This is a genomic window from Natrinema thermotolerans (assembly GCF_031165565.1).
GTDB classification, from domain to species: domain Archaea; phylum Halobacteriota; class Halobacteria; order Halobacteriales; family Natrialbaceae; genus Natrinema; species Natrinema thermotolerans.
On record NZ_CP101873.1, the window covers coordinates 3,231,616 to 3,250,524 of the forward strand.

General features: G+C 67.4%; 17 protein-coding genes. 8 read left to right on the plus strand and 9 right to left on the minus strand.

Annotated elements, in window-relative coordinates; genetic code table 11:
• Window positions 1–33: 33 nt before the first annotated feature.
• Entirely contained in the window at window positions 34–1,152 is a 1,119-nt protein-coding gene (locus tag NP511_RS16575; protein ID WP_049966346.1) for a DUF354 domain-containing protein, read from the plus strand.
• Between the two features lie 18 nt (window positions 1,153–1,170).
• On the opposite strand, the gene NP511_RS16580 is transcribed toward NP511_RS16575, so the two are convergent.
• From NP511_RS16580 to wecB, 5 genes are all read right to left on the minus strand, one after another.
• On the minus strand, window positions 1,171–2,121 hold the full coding sequence (locus NP511_RS16580) for a LysO family transporter (protein ID WP_006650359.1): 951 nt from the start codon (window positions 2,119–2,121) through the stop codon (window positions 1,171–1,173).
• Window positions 2,122–2,187: 66 nt separating this feature from the next.
• Window positions 2,188–3,285, minus strand: a complete 1,098-nt coding sequence (fni, locus tag NP511_RS16585; protein ID WP_006650360.1) for a type 2 isopentenyl-diphosphate Delta-isomerase — start codon at window positions 3,283–3,285, stop codon at window positions 2,188–2,190.
• A gap of 274 nt (window positions 3,286–3,559) precedes the next feature.
• Window positions 3,560–4,891, minus strand: coding sequence for a hypothetical protein (locus NP511_RS16590; protein WP_049966347.1), 1,332 nt, complete (start codon window positions 4,889–4,891; stop codon window positions 3,560–3,562).
• On the minus strand, window positions 4,888–5,928 hold the full coding sequence (locus tag NP511_RS16595; RefSeq protein ID WP_049966348.1) for a polysaccharide deacetylase family protein: 1,041 nt from the start codon (window positions 5,926–5,928) through the stop codon (window positions 4,888–4,890). Before NP511_RS16595 ends, NP511_RS16590 begins: the two co-directional genes overlap by 4 nt.
• The gene (gene wecB / locus NP511_RS16600) at window positions 5,921–6,985 is read right to left on the minus strand and encodes a non-hydrolyzing UDP-N-acetylglucosamine 2-epimerase (RefSeq protein WP_049966349.1); all 1,065 of its coding nucleotides are present in this window, start codon (window positions 6,983–6,985) and stop codon (window positions 5,921–5,923) included. The genes NP511_RS16595 and wecB overlap by 8 nt, the downstream gene beginning before the upstream one ends.
• Window positions 6,986–7,801: 816 nt before the next feature.
• Here wecB and NP511_RS16605 point away from each other — a divergent pair.
• Complete coding sequence (locus NP511_RS16605) at window positions 7,802–9,190, plus strand: PAS domain-containing sensor histidine kinase (RefSeq protein ID WP_049966351.1); 1,389 nt, start codon at window positions 7,802–7,804, stop codon at window positions 9,188–9,190.
• A 45-nt stretch (window positions 9,191–9,235) separates the two neighbouring features.
• On the opposite strand, the gene NP511_RS16610 is transcribed toward NP511_RS16605, so the two are convergent.
• Window positions 9,236–10,828 (minus strand): alkaline phosphatase family protein, encoded by a 1,593-nt coding sequence (locus tag NP511_RS16610; protein WP_049966352.1) that lies wholly within the window; start codon window positions 10,826–10,828, stop codon window positions 9,236–9,238.
• A 268-nt stretch (window positions 10,829–11,096) separates the two neighbouring features.
• Here NP511_RS16610 and NP511_RS16615 point away from each other — a divergent pair, with 268 nt between their 5' ends.
• The 4 genes from NP511_RS16615 (at window position 11,097) to NP511_RS16630 (ending at window position 15,142) form a co-directional block, all read left to right on the plus strand.
• The gene (locus NP511_RS16615; protein ID WP_049966353.1) at window positions 11,097–12,029 is read left to right on the plus strand and encodes a polysaccharide deacetylase family protein; all 933 of its coding nucleotides are present in this window, start codon (window positions 11,097–11,099) and stop codon (window positions 12,027–12,029) included.
• 85 nt (window positions 12,030–12,114) lie between these two features.
• Window positions 12,115–13,236, plus strand: coding sequence for a Gfo/Idh/MocA family protein (locus tag NP511_RS16620; RefSeq protein WP_049966354.1), 1,122 nt, complete (start codon window positions 12,115–12,117; stop codon window positions 13,234–13,236).
• Window positions 13,233–14,165 (plus strand): DUF362 domain-containing protein, encoded by a 933-nt coding sequence (locus NP511_RS16625; protein ID WP_049966355.1) that lies wholly within the window; start codon window positions 13,233–13,235, stop codon window positions 14,163–14,165. Before NP511_RS16620 ends, NP511_RS16625 begins: the two co-directional genes overlap by 4 nt.
• Window positions 14,166–14,167: 2 nt before the next feature.
• Window positions 14,168–15,142: an NAD-dependent epimerase/dehydratase family protein gene (locus NP511_RS16630; protein ID WP_049966356.1), complete on the plus strand. Its 975-nt coding sequence runs from the start codon at window positions 14,168–14,170 to the stop codon at window positions 15,140–15,142.
• 42 nt (window positions 15,143–15,184) lie between these two features.
• Here the strand turns inward: NP511_RS16630 and NP511_RS16635 are convergent, their stop codons facing one another.
• The 3 genes from NP511_RS16635 to NP511_RS16645 form a co-directional block, all read right to left on the minus strand.
• Window positions 15,185–15,616, minus strand: a complete 432-nt coding sequence (locus NP511_RS16635; protein WP_049966357.1) for a toxin-antitoxin system TumE family protein — start codon at window positions 15,614–15,616, stop codon at window positions 15,185–15,187.
• Entirely contained in the window at window positions 15,609–16,196 is a 588-nt protein-coding gene (locus NP511_RS16640) for a DUF7342 family protein (protein ID WP_049966358.1), read from the minus strand. The genes NP511_RS16635 and NP511_RS16640 overlap by 8 nt, the downstream gene beginning before the upstream one ends.
• An 81-nt stretch (window positions 16,197–16,277) precedes the next feature.
• On the minus strand, window positions 16,278–17,261 hold the full coding sequence (locus NP511_RS16645) for a glycosyltransferase (RefSeq protein ID WP_049966359.1): 984 nt from the start codon (window positions 17,259–17,261) through the stop codon (window positions 16,278–16,280).
• 165 nt (window positions 17,262–17,426) lie between these two features.
• On the opposite strand from NP511_RS16645, the gene NP511_RS16650 reads away from it, so the two are divergent.
• Both NP511_RS16650 and NP511_RS16655 read left to right on the plus strand, forming a co-directional pair.
• Window positions 17,427–18,527 (plus strand): DUF354 domain-containing protein, encoded by a 1,101-nt coding sequence (locus NP511_RS16650; protein WP_049966908.1) that lies wholly within the window; start codon window positions 17,427–17,429, stop codon window positions 18,525–18,527.
• A gap of 96 nt (window positions 18,528–18,623) precedes the next feature.
• Window positions 18,624–18,827, plus strand: coding sequence for a hypothetical protein (locus NP511_RS16655; RefSeq protein WP_006650375.1), 204 nt, complete (start codon window positions 18,624–18,626; stop codon window positions 18,825–18,827).
• The last annotated feature ends 82 nt before the right edge of the window (window positions 18,828–18,909 follow it).

The window sequence follows — 18,909 nt, forward strand, 5'->3', positions numbered from 1 at the left end:
CACGTACGGATATGGATCCGGGTGGTCCGTGACATGAGATACCTGTTCTTTACGAATACGCCAGCACACGTGCACCTGTACAAACACGCCGTCGCGACGTTGCGCGAGCGGGGCCACGACGTCCTCGTCCTCGCGCGGGACTACACCTGTACACTCGACCTGCTCGAGTGGTACGACCTGCCCTACGACGTCTACGGCTACTGTGATACGTCGAAGGGGTCGCTGCTGAGCCGGCTGCCGGCCCATTACCTCCGGGCGATCCGGCGGGCCAGACGGTTCGATCCCGATCTCGTCTTCGGGATGGGGGGCTACGCGGCTCACACGGGGGCCCTGCTCCGGACGCCGACGGTATTGCTCATCGACTCCGAGCCGGCGTCGTTCGACCACACTGTCTCGACGCCGTTCGCACGGGCGATCCTCACGCCGAACACCTTCCGCAAGGACCTCGGGGAGGATCACTACGTGTTCCCGGGGCTCAAGGAGTGTGCGTACCTCCATCCCGAGGTCTACGAACCGAACCCCTCGGTCCGCGACCGACTCGGCGTCGGCGAGGCGGAGCCGTACGTCCTCCTCCGGCTCAACGCCTTCGGCTCCCAGCACGACGTCGGCAAGGACGGCATCTCGAGCGAGCAGTGTCGCCGCCTCGTCGAGCGACTGAGCGACGACGCGACGGTCCTCGTCTCCGACGAGGGGAACGACGTCGACCTTACGGGCCTGCCGGCACGGTCGTTCGACCTCCATCCCGCCCTGATGCACGACGCGCTCGCCGAGGCGACGCTGCTGGTCGCCGACACCCAGACGATGGTCACCGAGGCCGCCCTGCTCGGCACGCCGGCGATCCGGTCGAACTCCTTCGTCGGCGACGCCGACATGGGCAACTTCGTCGCGCTCGAGAACCGAGGGCTGATCCACAACGTCGCCCGTTTCGACGCCCTCCGCGATCGGGCAACGGCGGTCCTTCGCGACGAGGGCGTCGACGAGGCGTGGCAACGGCGTCGCCACGATTACCTAGCCGAGACGATCAACCTCACGGACCTGCTCGTCGACGTCGCGACGGCCCGCGGTCGCGTCGACGACATCGATACCGTCCGGCAGTTCGACCAGCCGGCGACCGACGATCCGAACGCACCCGTCGGCGTCGGCAGCGACTGACCCTCGATGTAACGGCGTCTAGATCCCCAGAATGGCCGGGACGAGAACGGTCGCAGCGACCGACAGGACGAGCCCGTTGATGAGCGCTGGAATCACGAACCGCTCACCCGAAACACGCTGAATCAACGGGAGCGTGACGTCCATCGTCGTTGCGCCACCTGGTGCGATACTCGTTACCCCACCGAGATACTTGGCGACGGCTGGTAGCACCAGGAAGGTAACGATCTCCCGAAAGAGATTCGCGAGAAACGCGATCGTCCCCAGTTCAACCCCGCCGAGATCGAAGACGACGACACCCGCGTAACTGTACCATCCGAACCCTGCTGCGACCGCTGCGGCGTGGGTGACTGGCATGCCGATAACCGCCCCGAGCAACACGCCACCGAGAATACTCCCGACGGCCACGGCCACCGGAATCAGGAGGACGCCCCAGCCAATCCGGACGATATGACTCACGGCCTCGGTATCGCCGCCAACTGTAATACCGACGCCGAACAGCAGCGCCAGGAGCGCGTAATCGGAGATCGAGACGATACGTGTGATGACGTGTTCCGGAAGCCCGACGGCCGAGAGTCCGAGCCCGACGGTAAGCGAGACGACGATGAGGCCCGTGACCTTCCAATCGAAGCCACCAGCGTCTAGTTCCGACGGTGTGTCTGGCCGAGTGACGGTCCCATCGGCCGAGGCGGATTCCGGATCGCCGATCGACGTGGCCGTGATGAGGAGGTAGACACAGCCGACACTTCCGATGATACTGCCCAGACACAACACGAGGGCGGAGCCGCCGATCGTATTCAAATCCTGTAGAATCTGCTCGTCACCGCCGAGTTGTGTCCCGATCGAAACGAGCAAGACGGCGAGACCGCTGAAGATAATGGCATCACCGATCTCCTGAATCCGGTGCAGAGCGGTGTAGTATCCGACCAGACTACCGACTACCAGTGCGAGCAGGAGCGTTCCGATACTCATGGTGCTTCCCGAGCCAATACGGCATACCGGGATTTCATCGATGGTCGTTGCATCGTTTGCTCGTGGTCACGAATACAATTGCTTCTCGCTACTGGTTCGTTGTTCGACGTATTCTCGCGTTTCGCCCTGTAACACGTATTCCGTTCGTTGAAGCGCGTCGATCGACCCCGAACCGGTCACGAACATCGCCGTCCGTAACTCGGCGATCAGGTCCTCGACGCGCTCGATAACGGCGTCCGGGCCGTTCGTGGCCGGTTTCAGGAACGGTTTCGCCAGCCCGCCGGCACGGGCACCTACCGCGATCGCTTTGGCCACGTCTAACCCCGTCCGTACACCGCCACTCGCGATCACGCAGTCGTGTTCGGCGACACACTCGAGCGTACTTGCAGCGGTCGGGATGCCCCAGTCACGGAACAGGGTCCCGATCCGTTGCTGGCGTGGTTCGTTCGCGGTAGCCGCACGGTAGGCTTCGATCCCGGACCACGTCGTACCGCCTTTGCCGGCGACATCGATCGCGTGTACACCTGCCGCTGACAGCTTTCGGGCAGTCTCCCCGGAAATCCCGTTGCCGGTCTCTTTGACGATGATCGGAACCGAGAGATCCGCGGCGACGCGTTCGATCGCAGCCAGACAGTCCCGCCCGTCGACGTCGCCTTCGGGTTGGACGGCTTCTTGGAGGAAGTTCAGGTGGACCGCGAGCGCGTCCGCCTCGATCATCGCCACTGCGCGCTCGACGGTTTCGATGTCGTACTCTCGAAGCTGTGCGGCACCGAGATTCCCGTAGATGAACGCGTCGGGTGCGACGTCGCGGACGACGGTATACGACTCGAGGACGCCGTCGTCGTCGAGTTCGAGGCCAGCCCGCTGGCTTCCAAGCCCCATAGCGATGCCCGTCTCGCTGGCAGCACGGGCCAGTGCCCGATTGATGGCCGTGGTGTTGCGGTGCCCGCCAGTCATGCTCTCGATGAAGATCGGGGCCGACAACTCGTGTCCCAGAAATTCGATGGCGGGGTCAATCGCGTCGTAATCGAGTTCCGGCAGCGCGTCGTGGACGAGGTGTACGTCTTCGAAGCCCGTTCCCGTGGTTTCGACGTCTCGCTCCTGCACGATCCGGATATGATCGTCTTTTCTATCTTCAGTCTCCGACGAGCCCTGCTCCGTCATTAGTCGAACTTGCAAAAGGGATGGCAAAAGGGTACTGTTATTCTGATTCACCCTGACCCGGCTAACTCTGGAATGACGTGTCCCTTCCCGCGGTGTCCGCTGTATGCAGTACAACCTTCAGCTCGATTTCTGACTCGACGGACGGGTGGTACGCGGGACTCCATCGAGAGGAGAGTAGCCGCTGAACGTCATGCTCCCCTGATCTCGCGACGCCATCGCGATCAGCGCGTACACCGTCTTGGAAACCGGTCTTCCGCGGCCGCGGATGCCGCCGCTATCGGTCGCGCAGTCTGGTCGTCGCCAGCCAGCCAAGGCCGATGACTGCCCCCGCGGCGAGGCCCGCCCCGAGTCCGAGCAGGCCGAGCGAATCCGACCCACTGCCGGGTGCCGGCGCGACCGCGACGGCCGAAGGCGCGGTTACGTCCGCCTCGAGCCGGTACGCACCGTCGGACTCCGCGAGGACCGTGGTGTCGGCCTCAGTCCACCCGTCAGCGGTCTGCTCGTAGAGGACGATATCCTCCGGCTCGAGGCCCAACTCCTCGAGTCGGTCCTTCTGGACGGTAACGGCAACCGTCCCGGAGGCGTCGGCGGCGCCCGACTCGTTCGTGATGGTTAGATACGACAGCGCCTCGACGCCGTCGGGGCCGCTCCCGGAGAGTTCGGAGAACCGGCTCTCGAAGCCGATCGAGGCCTCGCTCTCGAGGCCGGTCAGCTCGACGCCGTCGAACCGGACGCCGTCGTCGGTCCCGCGGGTCGGCTGCAGGAAGACGCGATCCTCGGGCGCGGCGTCGGTCACCCTCGCGGTGATTCCGCCGTCGGTTCGCTCGTACGTGACCGACGGATCGTCGCAGGTGCCGGTCCGGATCGTCACCGGCTCCTCGAGGGAGGGCAGTTCCGTCCGCCGGTTGCCGTCGCCGGCCGCGCCGGAGAGGACGTCCCACTGTTCGATCTCGCCGTCGCCGTCGAAGTCGGGGTCATACAGTTCGCTGCGCCGGTCGGCGAACGCCGAGTCCTCGTTGAAGCCCGGCCGGATAGTCACGGCGAACTGGCCGTCGAGCCCGCCCCGGATCGCGCCGCCGTCGGTCCGCCCCTCCTGAAAGATCCAGGATGCGGACGTCCAGCCGTCGCCGCGGTCGAACTCGTCCATCCGCGTTTCGGCCGTGTAGTTGTCGTCCTGGACGACCCACTCGCTCTCGGCGGGCAGGCCGGCGATCTCGTAGGTGACCAGTCCACCGGGCGTCTCGCTATCGAGGCGGCCGTGGACGGTCACGAGACTCAGCCCCTCGGGGCCCTCGTGGAGGAACAGGGCGGACGTGTTGTCCCGCTGGAGGTGGGTCGTCCCGTAGGAGCTGTAGAAGCGGTCAGTTCCTTCCGGATGGGTCTCGTGGCTGCGATACTCGTAGAACGATTCGACCGATTCGCCCGAGGACAGCGGCTCGATCGGCTGACAGAACGAGCCCTGTTCGACGACGTAGCCGTCGGCCTGCTGCGTGTCCGCCTGTGCGATCGGCGAGCCGGACTGGCCGGCGACGCCGCCGACGCTGCCGACGAGCAGTAGCGCGGTGACGACGACCGCTGCCGCGCCCGTGGGGAGTCGTAAACTCATGATTTTACCTGTGTGAATCGAAATTCGGCGGGGTCGGTTTCGGCGCGATGCGATCCGTCGGAGTCGCCCTCGAGCGCCGCCTGCAGCGCCCGCGGCGGGCCGATCCAGGCCCCCAACTCCCGCGCTCGCTCGATCAGCCAGCGATACAGCGTCCGGTAGCCGGGAAACTCCCGGTCGCTGAAATAGCGAGGATGCCAGAGAACGGTCATGACAGCCCCGTTTTCCGCCGCCTCCGTCAACAGCTGCTCGCAGGTTTGACGGGCCCCACAGGGCTGGCTGTCGGGATCCGGAAGCGCCTGCTCCATGATCGTCAACGGAAAGACGAGAAAGTCGTCGCCGAACGGCCGGATCGGGTCGTAGCCCGCGTGAAACCCACACTCGGTACTCGAGCCGAGGCTCGCGTCGTACTCGAGGCCGATCGCCCGGTGGTAGCGCCACGTCTCGGGGACCGACAGCCGCAGGTAGTGTTGGCGACCGCCGGCGATGGGACCATCGAGAACGTCCTCGAGGGTCGCTTTCTCCTCGCGCAGCCGCTTGGGCTCGTCCGCGGAGTGATAGGAGCCATGGAGGCCGACCTCCCAGCCGCCCGAATCGAGGTCACGGATGACGCCGGCGATCCCGTCGCCGGTCACGTCGTAGCGGCCGAGGTGCTGGACCCAGTTGGCCGGCGAGAGCCACTCCCGGGCCGGCCGGTCGGCCAGCAGGTGCTGTTCGTTCAGGAAGTAAAACGCCGAGCGTACCCCTAACTCGTCCTCGAGGGCCATGATCTCCTCGAACTGCCAGTAGGGGTTGTCCCCGGAGACAGCGGTCCGGAGGTGATGTGTCGGTCGCTCCTGGAGGGCATAGTACAGCGACCGGATCCCCTTGAACGGCCGGTCGACGTCGTGGGTCAGACAGAGGGCGAACGAGGCGTCGCCGGGAGGATCGACCCGCGCCCGCGGGAGGTCAGCTACCCGGTCGAAGACCACGTCCGACGAGCGGTCGTCGTCGGTCGCTACCTCCGTCTCGGCTCGCCCTCGAGTGGGTGTCTCAGCCATCGTCGACGTGTCGCTCGAGCGTCGTGACGATTCGCGCCGCTGCGTTGCCGTTCCCGTAGAGGTCGGGCTTGGCGGGCGGGTTCTCGGCGGCCCGGACGGCGTCGACGATCCGGTCGGCGTTCGCCCCGACGAGGTCGTTCCAGCCGGCGTCGACCGTCGCCGTCCACTCCGTCCGATCCCGGAGGGTGACACACGGCGTGTCCAGGTAGAACGCCTCCTTCTGGACGCCGCCCGAGTCGGTCGCGACGCAGGTCGCGCCTTCGACCAGCCCGATGAACCGGGCGTAGCCGACGGGATCGACGACGCGAACGGCCGCGGTCAGTCGCTCCCAGAGGCCGTAGTCGTGGAGCGCGTCGACGGTCCGGGGGTGGGCCGGGAACACGACCGGTCGCTCGAGTCGCGTCAACCCGTCGACGATCGCCTCGAGACGATCGGGGTCATCGGTGTTTTTCGCCCGGTGGACCGTCGCGAGGACGTACTCGTCGGGAACCGACGGCTCGTCGCCGCCCAGCGTCTCGAGGCGATCGCGGATCGCCAGCAGCGTGTCGTACATCACGTCCCCCGGTACGGAGACGCCCTCGGTGATTCCCTCCCGCTCGAGGGTTCGCTTTGCGTCCGGGCCGGGCGCGAACAGGAGGTCGGCGGCGTGGTCGGTCAGTCGGCGGTTGACCTCCTCGGGCATCGACCGGTCATGTGAGCGCAGTCCGGCCTCGACGTGTGCGAGCGTCGCCGACGACTTGGCGGCCACGAGTGCGCCCGCCAGCGTCGAGTTCGTGTCGCCGTAGACGAGGACGACGTCGGGTGATTCGTCTTCGACGACTCCCTCGAGTGCCGTCATCATCTCCGCGGTCTGCGTCGCGTGGGGGGCCGACCCGACGCCGAGGTGGTACGCCGGCTCGGGGAGGGCGAGTTCGTCGAAAAACACCGCGGAGAGTTCGGGATCGTAGTGCTGGCCGGTGTGGACGAGGCGTTCGTCGTGGGCGTCCCGAAGCCGTCGCGAGACGGCCGCAGCCTTGACGAACTGCGGTCTGGCACCGACGACCGACACCACCTTCATTCGCCGTTCACCTCCGCGGTCCGCTCGCGGCCGGCGGACGGGCGATCGTCGGCTCGCGGGCGCGTCTCGAGTCCGTCAGCGGGCCGTCGGCGGGTCCCGACGGGGAGCGGGCCGCTCCGAGTCTGACCTCTATTCATTGTCTGTTTGACCGATTACGTCTCAGCACAGACACGGTGTTAGTAAATAGTCGCATACCGGAGAGTCCCGATCGACGACGGGTCGCGGCCGACGGAACCGAAACCGGCCGATCAGGAGCTGAAACCCCGATGTCGGCCCGTCACGGCTGTCGGAATACGGGCTCGAGGGAGGCGGACACGCGCCGACCGAACCGACGTTCCGACCCGCTCGAGGCGTCTCGCGGGACAGTCGTCTCGGTATCGGCCGGCTCCGATCCGTCGGCCCGGCGGGCGATCGATGCGAGTCGATCGGATCCGATGAGCGTTAGCGCGCCGACCACCGCGGTTGCGATCGCGATCAGTAGCTTCTGCCGTCTCATCGTCTCACTCGAGACACACGCGTTCGACCCGCCGACTGCGCTGACGACGATGCCGACTACGGGTGCGTGCCTACGAACGGTCACCGGTGCCGACACTAGTAATTATATATGTGTTTCTCCGCGGACGGGGCTCCTTGTCGCCCCGTAGTACTCACCTACCGACGATAGGATCCTGCTACCGCTCGCGTCTCGATGTCGACTGCCCCATCGACGACGAACTCGTTCGGTCTGCCCGGTCGTCCGGCCCCGATAGTGTCGTCGTGACAACAGCACCCATACCCTTTTCGGGTTCTAACACTAACGCATACCAGAACAGTCGTATGGAGATGGGTGATCTCTCGTCCGTGTTGCTCGAGCATGCTCGGGAAAAGCTCGTAGTCGTCGACGCGGCTGGCACGTACGTCTACGTCAACGAAGCCAGTACCGAGATCGTCGGCTACGAGCCGAGTCAACTCGTCGGTGACCGTGCCATCGAGTATGTTCATCCCGACGACAGAACGGCCGTTCTCGAGCAGTTCGAGGCCGTGATCGAAGCGACGGGGTCGTCGGCGACGGTTCGCTACCGACACGCGGCCGCGGACGGCGGGTGGGTGTGGCTCGAGAGTCGGTTCACGAACCCCCCAGACGAGGGCATCGAGGGCTGTGTCGTGAGTTCGCGCGACATCTCCGAGCAGGTGGCTGCGGAGCAGGAACGCCGCGACGCGGAGAGCCGCTTGCGGACGATCGCCGGTACGGTCGGCGACGTTCTCTGGATGTTCGACGGGGACTGGGAAGAGGTCCTGTTCGTCAACCCCGCGTACGAGGCCGTCTTCGGCCAGCCAGTGTCGACCCTCGAGGCCGACCCACAGGCGTTTCTCGACGTCGTCCACCCCGACGACACTCCCTGTGTCAGGGAGGCGATGAAACGGGCAGCGAGCGGCGAATCGGTCGATATCGAGTACCGGGTCAACCCCGCGGCCGACTACGGCCGCTGGGTCTGGGTCCGCTCGGAACCGATCCTCGAGGACGGCGATGTCGAGCGGATCGTCGGCTTCTCCCGGGACATCACCGACCGACGACGGCGCGAACGTCAACTCGCGGTCATGGACAACCTCCTGCGACACAACCTCCGCAACGACATGTCCGTCATCCTCGGCAACGCCGAGTGCATCGCCAGCGAGGCATCGGAACCTTCCCGCGGGCGCGCGGAGATCATCCGAACGCAGGGACAGGAACTCTTAGAGAGCGCGGACAAACAGCGCGAGATCATCGAGTTGCTGACCGAGCGGTCGGTCCCGGAACCCATCGACCTCGTCCCGGTCGTCACCGACGCGGTCGACCGGATCCACGACTCGTATCCCGACGCGACGATCGAGACGAACCTGCCGGACGCGGCGACCGCCCGCGCTCTACACGAGGTCGAACTGGCAGTGATGGAACTGCTCGAGAACGCCGTTCACCACGGCTCCGACGGGTCGACGGAGCTGTCGGTGACCGTCCGTACCCGGTCGGACGGGGTCGATATCGTGATCCGCGACGACTGCCCGCCGATTCCGGAGGTGGAGTTTCGCGTCCTGACCGGCGACTGGAAGATGGACGACGTCTATCACACCTCGGGGCTGGGGCTGTGGCTCGTTCACTGGGTCGTCGACCTCTCGGACGGCCACATCGCCTTCGAACGCGCCGAGGGGGGAAACACGGTCACCGTGTCGCTGCCGCGAGACTCATAACGGCCGACCGTCACCCCGAGTCGTGCCTGCGGTTCGCGACCGGAATTACTCCATGTAACCCAATCCTTTCAGCCGGTCTTCGACGTCGTCGAAGTCCTCGTCGACGTCGTCACCAGTATCGATCTCGGTGACCGCCGTCCGTTCGACACGGCTCGTCGCCGGCGTACTCGTCTCCGCGAAGGCGTCGAACAGGACCCGCCCGTCCGCGTTCTTCGGGACCGGCTCACCGATCCCGTGTAGCAGGGTCGGCGCGATGTCGACGACTCGAGCCCCGCGCAGGGTCGCGCCGGGGTCGATCGACGGCCCCCGACAGAGGACGATCCCCTCGCTGCGGTGACTCGCGTCGTAGGTCCCGGTGTCGCCCCGCACCTCGTCGGCCATCCCGCTGCGGGACTCGTAGACGCCCCGCCCGCCGACCACCAGGTCCGGCGAGTCGTCGTCGGTCGGGAACAGTTCGTCCCCGTCGCGGACCTCGAGCAGCGGCTCACCCGCCTCGTCGGTCACCGACTCGAGGGCGGCCCTGACGTCGGCTTTCACCTCCGGGACCTCCGCCGGCGAGACGGCGCCGCCGTCGAAGCGATCGGTGTCGTTGATATAGCAGTTGCCGGTGTCGTGGACGAAGGCGACGGTCCGATCGAAGTCGACGTCGTAGAGGGCGTGATCGCCGGGGATCTGCTCGGCGACGGAGTCGACCAGCCGCCGAGGCAGCGACTGGACCAGCGTCTCCTCGGTGATCCCGACGCGGCTGAGCGCCCCCGTGATGGTGTCCCGGGAGATCCCGAGACTGGCGAGCGCACCGCGGGTCCCGTCGTCCTCGCGCCTGGCCAGATACCCCTCCTGCTCGAGGATCCGGTTGGCGTAGACGAGTTCCTCGATCGGGCCGAAGCCGTGGTCGGAGACGACATAGAGATCGGCGTCGTGATCGTCGGTGTAGGCCATCATTTCCCCGAGAATTTCGTCTAACTGCTTGTAGTGTGCCAGCAGCCGATCCATCTCCCAGACGAGATGCTGGAAGCGGTCCGGTGCGGTAAAGACGAAGAAAAACAGCTGCCAGTCGTCGCCGGCCCGTTCGAGTTGTAACTCGAGGAGTTCGCGCCGATTTGTGAGCATCTCCTCGACGGCAACCTCGAACTCGTCGGGGCGGTTGGCGTACTCGGGGTAATCGAGGCTGATCTCGTAATCGGGGATCCGCGACTCGATCTCCGCGCTCAGTTCGGGCGGGTGTGTGAACTCTCGGTCCGTCGCGGGCGTCATCATCCCGGTCACCATCGAGCCGTCGATCTCGCGGGCCGGATACGTCATCGGGACGTTGCCGACGTGGGCCGGCCCGAGCTGGTCCCACAGGGCCGGCTGCGCCAGGTCCCGGCTCGTGTACATCTCGTGGCTGTACTCCGACGAGAGGTTCTGGAAGCCGTAGATCCCGTGTTTGTCCGGCCAGACGCCGGTCGCGATCGACGGCCACGCCAGCGGCGTCGTCGGCGGGCGCGTACTCTCGAGCGGGCCGGCGGCCCCCTCCTCGCGCATCCGGGCGAAGTTCGGGAGTTCGCCCGCGTCGCTCCATTGCTCGATGAGTCGCCACGGGACGCCGTCGAGTCCGAGTACGAACGCTCGCTCGGAGGGGGGTATAGATCCGCTCATGATTGGGTTTTGAAGTGTCTGCGACGCCTGCTATCCCGGGAATCGCTCGATGAGCGTTTTGTTATAGAGCGTGTTCAGGCAGCGTCGCATCGACCCGGTCCCTGTTCGGTTCGGTTAACCCGGTGGCGACCGCGGCTCGTCTCGCCGTTGCGGGCTCGTCGACGGGCAACGACGCCGGTCCCGATTCCGTCGCCGGCAAGAGATCCATAACAAAGTCATCCCGTCGGAACCGTCCAGATATGAAACGCGTCCAACCGTGGTGGGATCCGTGGGCAGCGTCGTAATCTCGCTCGATGCGGAACTCGGCTGGGGGTTTCACGATCTCGTGACGCCGCCGGCCGAACGGGTCGCGGCCGGCCGTCGCGGCTGGTCGGTCATGCTCGAGCTACTCGAGGAGTTCGAAGTGCCGGCGACCTGGGCCGTCGTCGGCCATCTCATGCTGGATAGCTGTGACGGGATCCACGACGACCATCCGGCCCCGGAGGGCTGGTTCGCCCGCGAACGGGGCGAGTGGGCCGACCGCGAGGACCTGCGATACGGCCCTGACCTCGTTGCCGACGTCCTTGCGGCCGACGCCGATCACGAGTTCGCCAGCCACACCTTTTCGCACGTGTTGTTCGGTCGCCCCGAAACCGACCGGGAACTCGCGGTGGCCGAACTCGAGCGCAGTCGCGAGATCGCGGACGACTGGAACCGATCGATCGACACCCTGGTCTATCCCCGCAACGACGTCGGCCACCGCGACGTCCTGGCCGAGCAGGGGATTACGGCCTATCGCGGGCGGTCCCCGACCCGGGACGGCGTTCGCGGCCTGTTCGACTCGACGGTCCGGGATCGATCGATGCTCGTGGAACCGGTCGTCGACGAGTACGGGCTGGTCAACGTTCCGGCCTCGCTGTTCCTGTTCGGGTTCGAAGGGGCTGCCCGTACCGTCGCCGAATCGATCTGGGCGGACCCGATGGTCGAACTGGCTCGCCGCGGTATCGACGAGGCCGCCCGCACCGACGGGCTCTTTCACATGTGGCTGCACCCGAACAACCTGACCGACGAGCGCGACGACCGACGCATGCGGGCGATCCTGTCGTATCTCGACCGCCAACGGGCCGCGACGGACCTCCGGGTCGAGACGATGGCCGACGTCGCCGATCGGGTCGCGCCCGAGTCGGGGTTTAGCGAACGGGCAACGGCGAGCTGGCAGTGAGCGGCTGAAAGGGAGCGCTACACGAAAGCTCGACGAAACGTACGACGGCGATAACAAAGCCCGCTGGCGGCCCCGTTTCGGGCAGATGACTCCACCGCTTCTGAATCGCTGGACGGACTCGAGTACGCTCTCGCTCGGTATCCTCGGCGTCGGCAACATCGGCATGGTACACCTGAAATCGGCGGCGGCGATGCCGTCGGTCGAGGTCGTCGCGGCCGCCGACGCCGTCCCGGGGAACCGCGAGCGGGCGGAACGGGCCGGCGTCCCGCGGACCTACGACGATTATACGACGCTGCTCTCGGCCGAGGACGTCGACGCGGCGGTCGTCGCCCTCCCGCCTTTTCTCCACGCCGACGCCGTCGAGCGGGCCGCCGAGGCCGGCGTCGACGTCTTCGTCGAGAAGCCGCTGGCCCGCTCGACCGACGAAGCGGACCGGCTCCTCGAGACGGCACGCGAGGCCGACGTCGCCGTCGGCGTCGACCACACGCTGCGCTACCAGCCGGACATGCAGGGGGTCAAAGCGGCCTACGACGAGGGCAGCGTCGGTCACGTCCCCTACGCCTCGATCACCCGGCTCAACGACGGCCCGCTCGGCCGGCCGCCCGCCGAGGACGCCCCCGCGTCCTGGCCGCTCGACGCCGACGCGGCCGGCGGCGGCTCGCTGTTCGAACTCGGCGTCCACTGTTTCGACGTCCTCGAGTGGCTGTTCGGCGACCTCGAGGTGCGGGACGCGTCGGTGGGCCGGAGCCTCGAGACCGACGTCGAGGACGCGGCGACGGTCCTCATGGCCGCTCCCGAGACGGAGACGACGATCACGCTGCACTGTGGCTCCTACCAGTGGGAGCAACTCCCCGAGGTCAACACCCGGCTGCGCCTCGAGGGCGTGACGGGGACGATCAGCAACGACGACTACCTGCCGGCGAACTTCTACGCCGACGCGGCCAGGTCGGCGCTCTCGAACGTCGCGAGCCGGTTCACGGGCGACGAGCCGGACGTCTTCGGGCCGACCTTCTACCTGCAGGCCCACTACGACGCGCTGGCGGACTTCTGCGAGGCGATCCGCGAGGGGGAGCGACCGCCCGTCGACGGCGAGGCCGGCCGCCGAACACTCGCGCTGGCCGAACGCGCCTACGAACTCGCCGCCGCCGAAGCGGGCGAGACGGGCGGTCCCGCGGACGACCGCGGGACCCCGGAGGTGACTCGATGAGAACCGAGACGGTCCGCGCCGCCCGAATCGACGACGCCGATCGCCGCGGCGGCTGGGATCCCGACGTCGACGCCCGGCTGGCCGCCCTCGAGTCGCCGGTCCGGGATGTCCTCGGGCCCGCGCTCGAGGAACTGAGCGACGCCGAGCGGATCACGATCGTTCCCGACGCCCACTACCCGTTTCACCCCTCCTCGGGGATGGTGACCGACCCGGCGGTCGTGGGCGCGATCGTCGCCCGTCTCGAGGACCGGACCGACGCCGAGATCGCCGTCGCGGGCGCGACCGACGACCGGATCGACTTCGATCGGACCGCCGAGTACCTGGGCTATCCGGGCCTGCTCGAGCGGTTCGACGCGACCCTCGTCGACCTGGCCGATGAGTCCCGAACCGGCGGCCTCAGCGGGGTCGAGGACGAACCGGTCGCGCTCTCGATCCCGGCCCGGCTCGCCGAGGACGCGGTCGTCGTCGTCCCGTCGCTGCGGCCGACCGCCGATGGGCCGGTCGCGGGCGCGATGCGGACCCTCGCCGCGCTGGTCGACTGCGACGCGGGTGCGGACCGGGCACCGGTTGCGGTCACCCGGTCGGTCGAACCGACTCTCGCCGTCCTCGACGCGACGGTCGCCTACGGCGGCGATCCGATCGCCGCGGACGCGCTGTTCGCCGGCTCGGCTCCCGCCGTCGATGCCGTCGCTACCTCCTTGCTCGGCCGCTCGCTCGAGGCCGATCCGGTGCTTTCGGCCACCCGTCGCACCGACGACCCGGTCACCGTCGACGGGGCGGGCGTCGACGTCGATCGCCTACGAGGTCGGATCAGCGACGGTGCCCTCCCGCCGTCCGACGACCCCCACCCGGCCGTCACGACCGCGTACCGACTCTACGCGGCAGTAGCCGGCGACGCCGTCCCGCCACAGCTCGAGGGGGGTCGATAACCGTGTCCGCCGACGCCCCCACTGCGGCAGTCACCGGCGCGACGGGATTTCTCGGCTCGCACCTCTGCGAGCGGCTGCTGGCGGATGACTGGACCGTTCGTGGCCTCTGCCGGCCGACGTCGGAGCGGGGCGACCTCGAGGGCATCGACTGGCACGTCGGCGATCTCGCCAACGGGGAGACGCTGCGCGAACTCGTCGACGGCGCGGACGTGGTCTTTCACCTCGCGGGGATCGGACTCTGGAGCGCCGGCCCGGCGACGATCTGGGCGGTCAACCGCGACGGCACCGAGCGGCTCCTCGCGGCCTGTCGCGACGGTGACGTGGGTCGCGTCGTGTTCACCAGCACGGCCGGCACTCGCCGCCCGCAGGGCGACGACGAGTTCGCCGACGAGACCGACGTGGCCGAGCCGGTCGGGGCCTACCAGGCCTCGAAGGCCGCCGCGGAGGAACTGGTCGACGACTACGCCGCCGACGGCGGCGACGCCGTCACCGTCCACCCCACCTCGATCTTCGGCCCCGGCGACGGGGAGTTCACCGCACAACTGCTCGCGATGGGCGTCGAGCCGACCATGCCGGCTCACCTCCCCGGCGGGCTCAGCATCGTCGGCGTCGCCGACGTCGTCGACGGGCTGCTGGCGGCCGCGGAGCGCGGCGCGAGCGGCGACCACTACATCCTCGGCGGCGAGAACCTCACCTACGACCGCGCCGTTTCCCGGATCGCCGACGCCGTCGACGGCTCCCCCGCGCGGATCCGCGTCCCCGCGACCGCGATCCGCGCCGCCGGCCCCGTCGCCGAGGTCGTCGACGCCGTCGCCGATCGCCGGGTGTTCCCCTTCGATCGCGACATGGCCGAGATGGCGACCCAGCGGCTGTTCTACACGTCGCGCAAGGCCAGCGAGGAACTGGGCTACGAGTACCGCCCGCTCGAGGCCCACGTCCCCGAGGCGATGGAGTGGTATCGGGCGGAAGTCCAATAACTGCGAGACGGAGCGATCGCTGACGATCGTTCCTCGTCGGGGTTACGGCGGGTTTTCGTTCGAATTGAGGACCGCGGGATCGCCGGCCTCGAGCGCGTCCCACCAGCACTTGATAACCGCGAGCGTGACAAGTTCCGGCTCCTCGTGGGCGATACACGACTCGCGCTGTTCGGCCGGGTTCGCGGGCGGATGGAAGTGCTTGTCCGGCACTCCCGGCCGGATCTCCCAGCCGAACCGGAACTCGAGGTCGGCCTCGCTGTAGTGGTACTTGTATCCGTGGTTCGTCCACCACTGAACGTCGAACCGACAGCGATCGGTGTCGAAGCCGGCGGCGAGGGTCACCTGAAGTTCGACCGGGTCGATCGCGTCGGGAACGTACTCGACCGCCGAGATCAGTCCGTTCAGTCGGTCCCGTAAGACCCCTTCGACGGCGCGGAGCGCGTCCCAGTCGATCGGTCCCCGCTCGTCAGGCATTCTCCGTGTGTTCCGCACCGGTACTCATCGCGTCGACGAGTCGCGTCTCCACGAACGACCGGGCCGTTTTCGCGAACGCGAGATTCCGACGCGTCGTCTTCCATCGGGAGAGGTCGTCCCAGCCGTCCTCGTCGTCGGGTTCCAGCCGATCCACGAGTTCGTCGGGGCCCGTCGCGTCGTAGCGTTCCTGGAACTCCTGGATCCGCGCCTTCATCTCGCGGATCGAGCGCTCGAGTTCAGCTCGCGAGTGGTCGTCGGCCAGCCGCTGGACCCGCTCGAGCCGTCGCCGATCGGGATCGCGACGGAACCGTTTCCCCGTGCCGGTCTCTTTCGTCGTCGCCCGTCCCGTCTCGGCGAGCGCCGTGAGGTGTTTGCGTGCGGTCGGTTCGGAGACGCGGGCGCGATCGGCGATCTCGCTCGCGCGCTGCCAGTCGGTCGTCCGACCTAACACCGCGTCGACGCGTTCGAACGCCGTCGTCGCGGCCCGCCATTCCGTCTCCGCGGCGTCGTTGACCTCGTCGCCGGTATCCGTCTCCGGAAACGGATCGAGGTCGGCGACTCGTGGACCGTCCTCGCTCATACGCCACCGTACGTGCCGGTAAAAGATATGTTTTCCCCAGAAAAATATACTTGGGACGGACGTCGAAGGCGAGACCGACGCCTACTCCAGCCATCCCGTTCCCACGACGCGCCACTGTTCGCCTTCGGTCTCGGTATCGATCACCGTGTCCGCGACCCGCTCGTAGACCTCGAGCAGCCGGTCTGCGGTTCGATCGATGCTGACCTCGCGGGCGGCCACGCGACCGTTCGATCGCTCGTCGCGCTCGAGGACCGCGAGCAGCCCCTCGACGAGTTCCTCGTCGCTCGTCGCGACGACGGAGGGGTCAACGCCGGCCAGCCGTTCGGGGACGTCGCCGACGTCCGTGGCGACGACGGGGAGGTTACAGGCCAGCGCCTCTTTGACCGAGTTGGGCGACCCCTCGCTGTCGGATGTCAGCAAGAGCGCGTCGGCGGCGTTCATGTAGTCGGCGACGGCATCGTGATCGACGCCGTGGACGGTCCGGAGCCGCACCGGTTCCTCGCGGAGGTTGTCGACCACCGACACGATCCGCTCGGCCCGCGGGTGGTTCTTGACCCCGCGAGCGGGCGGGTACGGAAAGAGAACGTCCTGTCCCTCGTCGTCCCACCCCACCCGTTGTTTGGCCTGCTCCCGTGGCTCGGGCCGGAACCGCTCGAGGTCGACCCCGTCGGGGATCACCGTACACTCCCGCCCGAGCGCCTCGCGCATGCGCTCGGACATGACGACGACCGCGTCACAGAACGGCGCGGCCGCCTTGCTGATGGGGGCGACGGGGCCATGGACGTCCGATCCCCACAGCGAGAGGACGATGGGCGTGCGAAGCCCCGCGAGCGCCAGCGGTGCCGTCAGCCCGTAGTGGGCGTGGATCAGGTCGTAGCCGGTCGCCGCCTCCCGGACGACCCGCGGGACGGTCCGGACGTAGTCGACGGGCCGCCGATCGGTGTCGGCGGCGACCTCCCCGGCCACCGACAGCGTCGTAAAGGAGACGCCGCGCTCCTCGAGTGCGGCCTGTTGCTGGGTCATGAACGGGGCGTCGGCGTACGTCGTGAGCGTGAGGACCTCCATCTCGACTGCGGGGGACGACGGTCCGGTGTCGCTTTGTTATCCGGGGCGCTCGAGCGCGTTTTCCTTCACGTACAACGGGACGTGCCGATCGCATCTCGAAATTTCGTCCAGCGACTACCTGTAGTAATGCGATTACAAAGCCTCGAGGGCGGCTACCCCCCGACGATGCGGATCCTCGTCCTGGCGAACACGCCGGCACACGTTCACTTGTATCGACACGCGGTCGACCGCCTCGAGCGGGCGGGCCACGACGTCCTCGTCCTCACCCGGGAGTACGCCTGTACGACCGACCTACTCGAGTTCTTCGGGATGCCCTATCGGGTCTACGGCGGCCACGAGACGGACGGCTACTCGCGGCTCGGGTTCGCCCGCGAACTGGGCGGGCAGTTCCTGACGATCGGGCTCGAGGCGCTGCGGTTCGATCCGGACGTGATCTTCGGCCGGGGGCCCTACGCGGCCTACGCCGGCACGCTCTCGCGAGCGCCGGTCGTCCTCGTCCTCGACGACGAACCCGGCGACTTCAACCATACCGTCTCACGGCCCTTCGCCGACTGCATCATCTCGCCCGCCGTGACCCGCCGCGACCTCGGCGACGCTCACTACACGTTCGACGGCTTCAAGGAATGTGCCTATCTCCACCCGGAGGTGTTCGAACCGACCGGCGACGTCCGGGAGTACCTCGATGTCGACCCCGACGAACCCTACGTCATCGTCCGGTTCAACGCGCTCGACGCGCTCCACGATACCGACCTCGAGGGGTTCCGGCCCGAGCAGCGCCGGGACCTGATCGAGCGGCTGAGCGAGTCGGCGACGGTCTTCGTCTCCGACGAGGGCGGCGAGTTGGACCTGCGGGACCTTCCAGCGCGACCGTACGACCTCCATCCCGCCCTGATCCACGACGCGATGGCCGAGGCCGAGCTGCTGGTGGCCGACACCGGGACGATGGCGACCGAGGCCGCGCTGCTTGGGACCCCGGCGTTCCGATATCGGGGCACCGACGACCACGAGTACGGCGAGTTCCGGGCACTCGAGCGGGCCGGGCTAGCCGAACAGTTCGACGCCTACGACGCGGTCCGGGACCGCTCGCTCGAGATCCTCGCCGATGACGGGGCGAGCGACCGCTGGGAGCGCCGGCGGCGGGAGTACGTCGGCAGCCTGGTGAACCTGACCGACCTGCTGGTTGCGGTCGCGGAATCCCGGGGCTCGATCGCCCGGCTTGAGGGCGAGGCAAAGCGGGCGCTCCGCCCTCGATCGCACTCCCTGTGAGGTTCCGGACACTCGTTCAGTAATAATAATGTCGTACCGACAGTCGCGAAACACTTATGACTCGCTCTGGAATAGGAGCGATCACCACCCCGTTCTATGAGCCTCTCCACCCTCCTCGGTGACCTGTTCTCCGACGCGGAGTCGGGGACGGACGCCCCCGAACCCGCTACGGAGAGCGGGGAAGACGGGTCGGTCACCGTCCTCCACGAGTGTCGAAACTGTGGAACCAACGTCTCGGCCGAGACGAGCCGTTGTCCCGCCTGTGAGAGCCAGGAGATCGTCACCTACTCCATCGAGTAGCCCTGGCTCTCCCGGCGTCGACGACGCCGCTCGAGCCGCTGCTGTTGCTCTCGACTCCCTCTCACTCCCCTTTCTCCCTCGG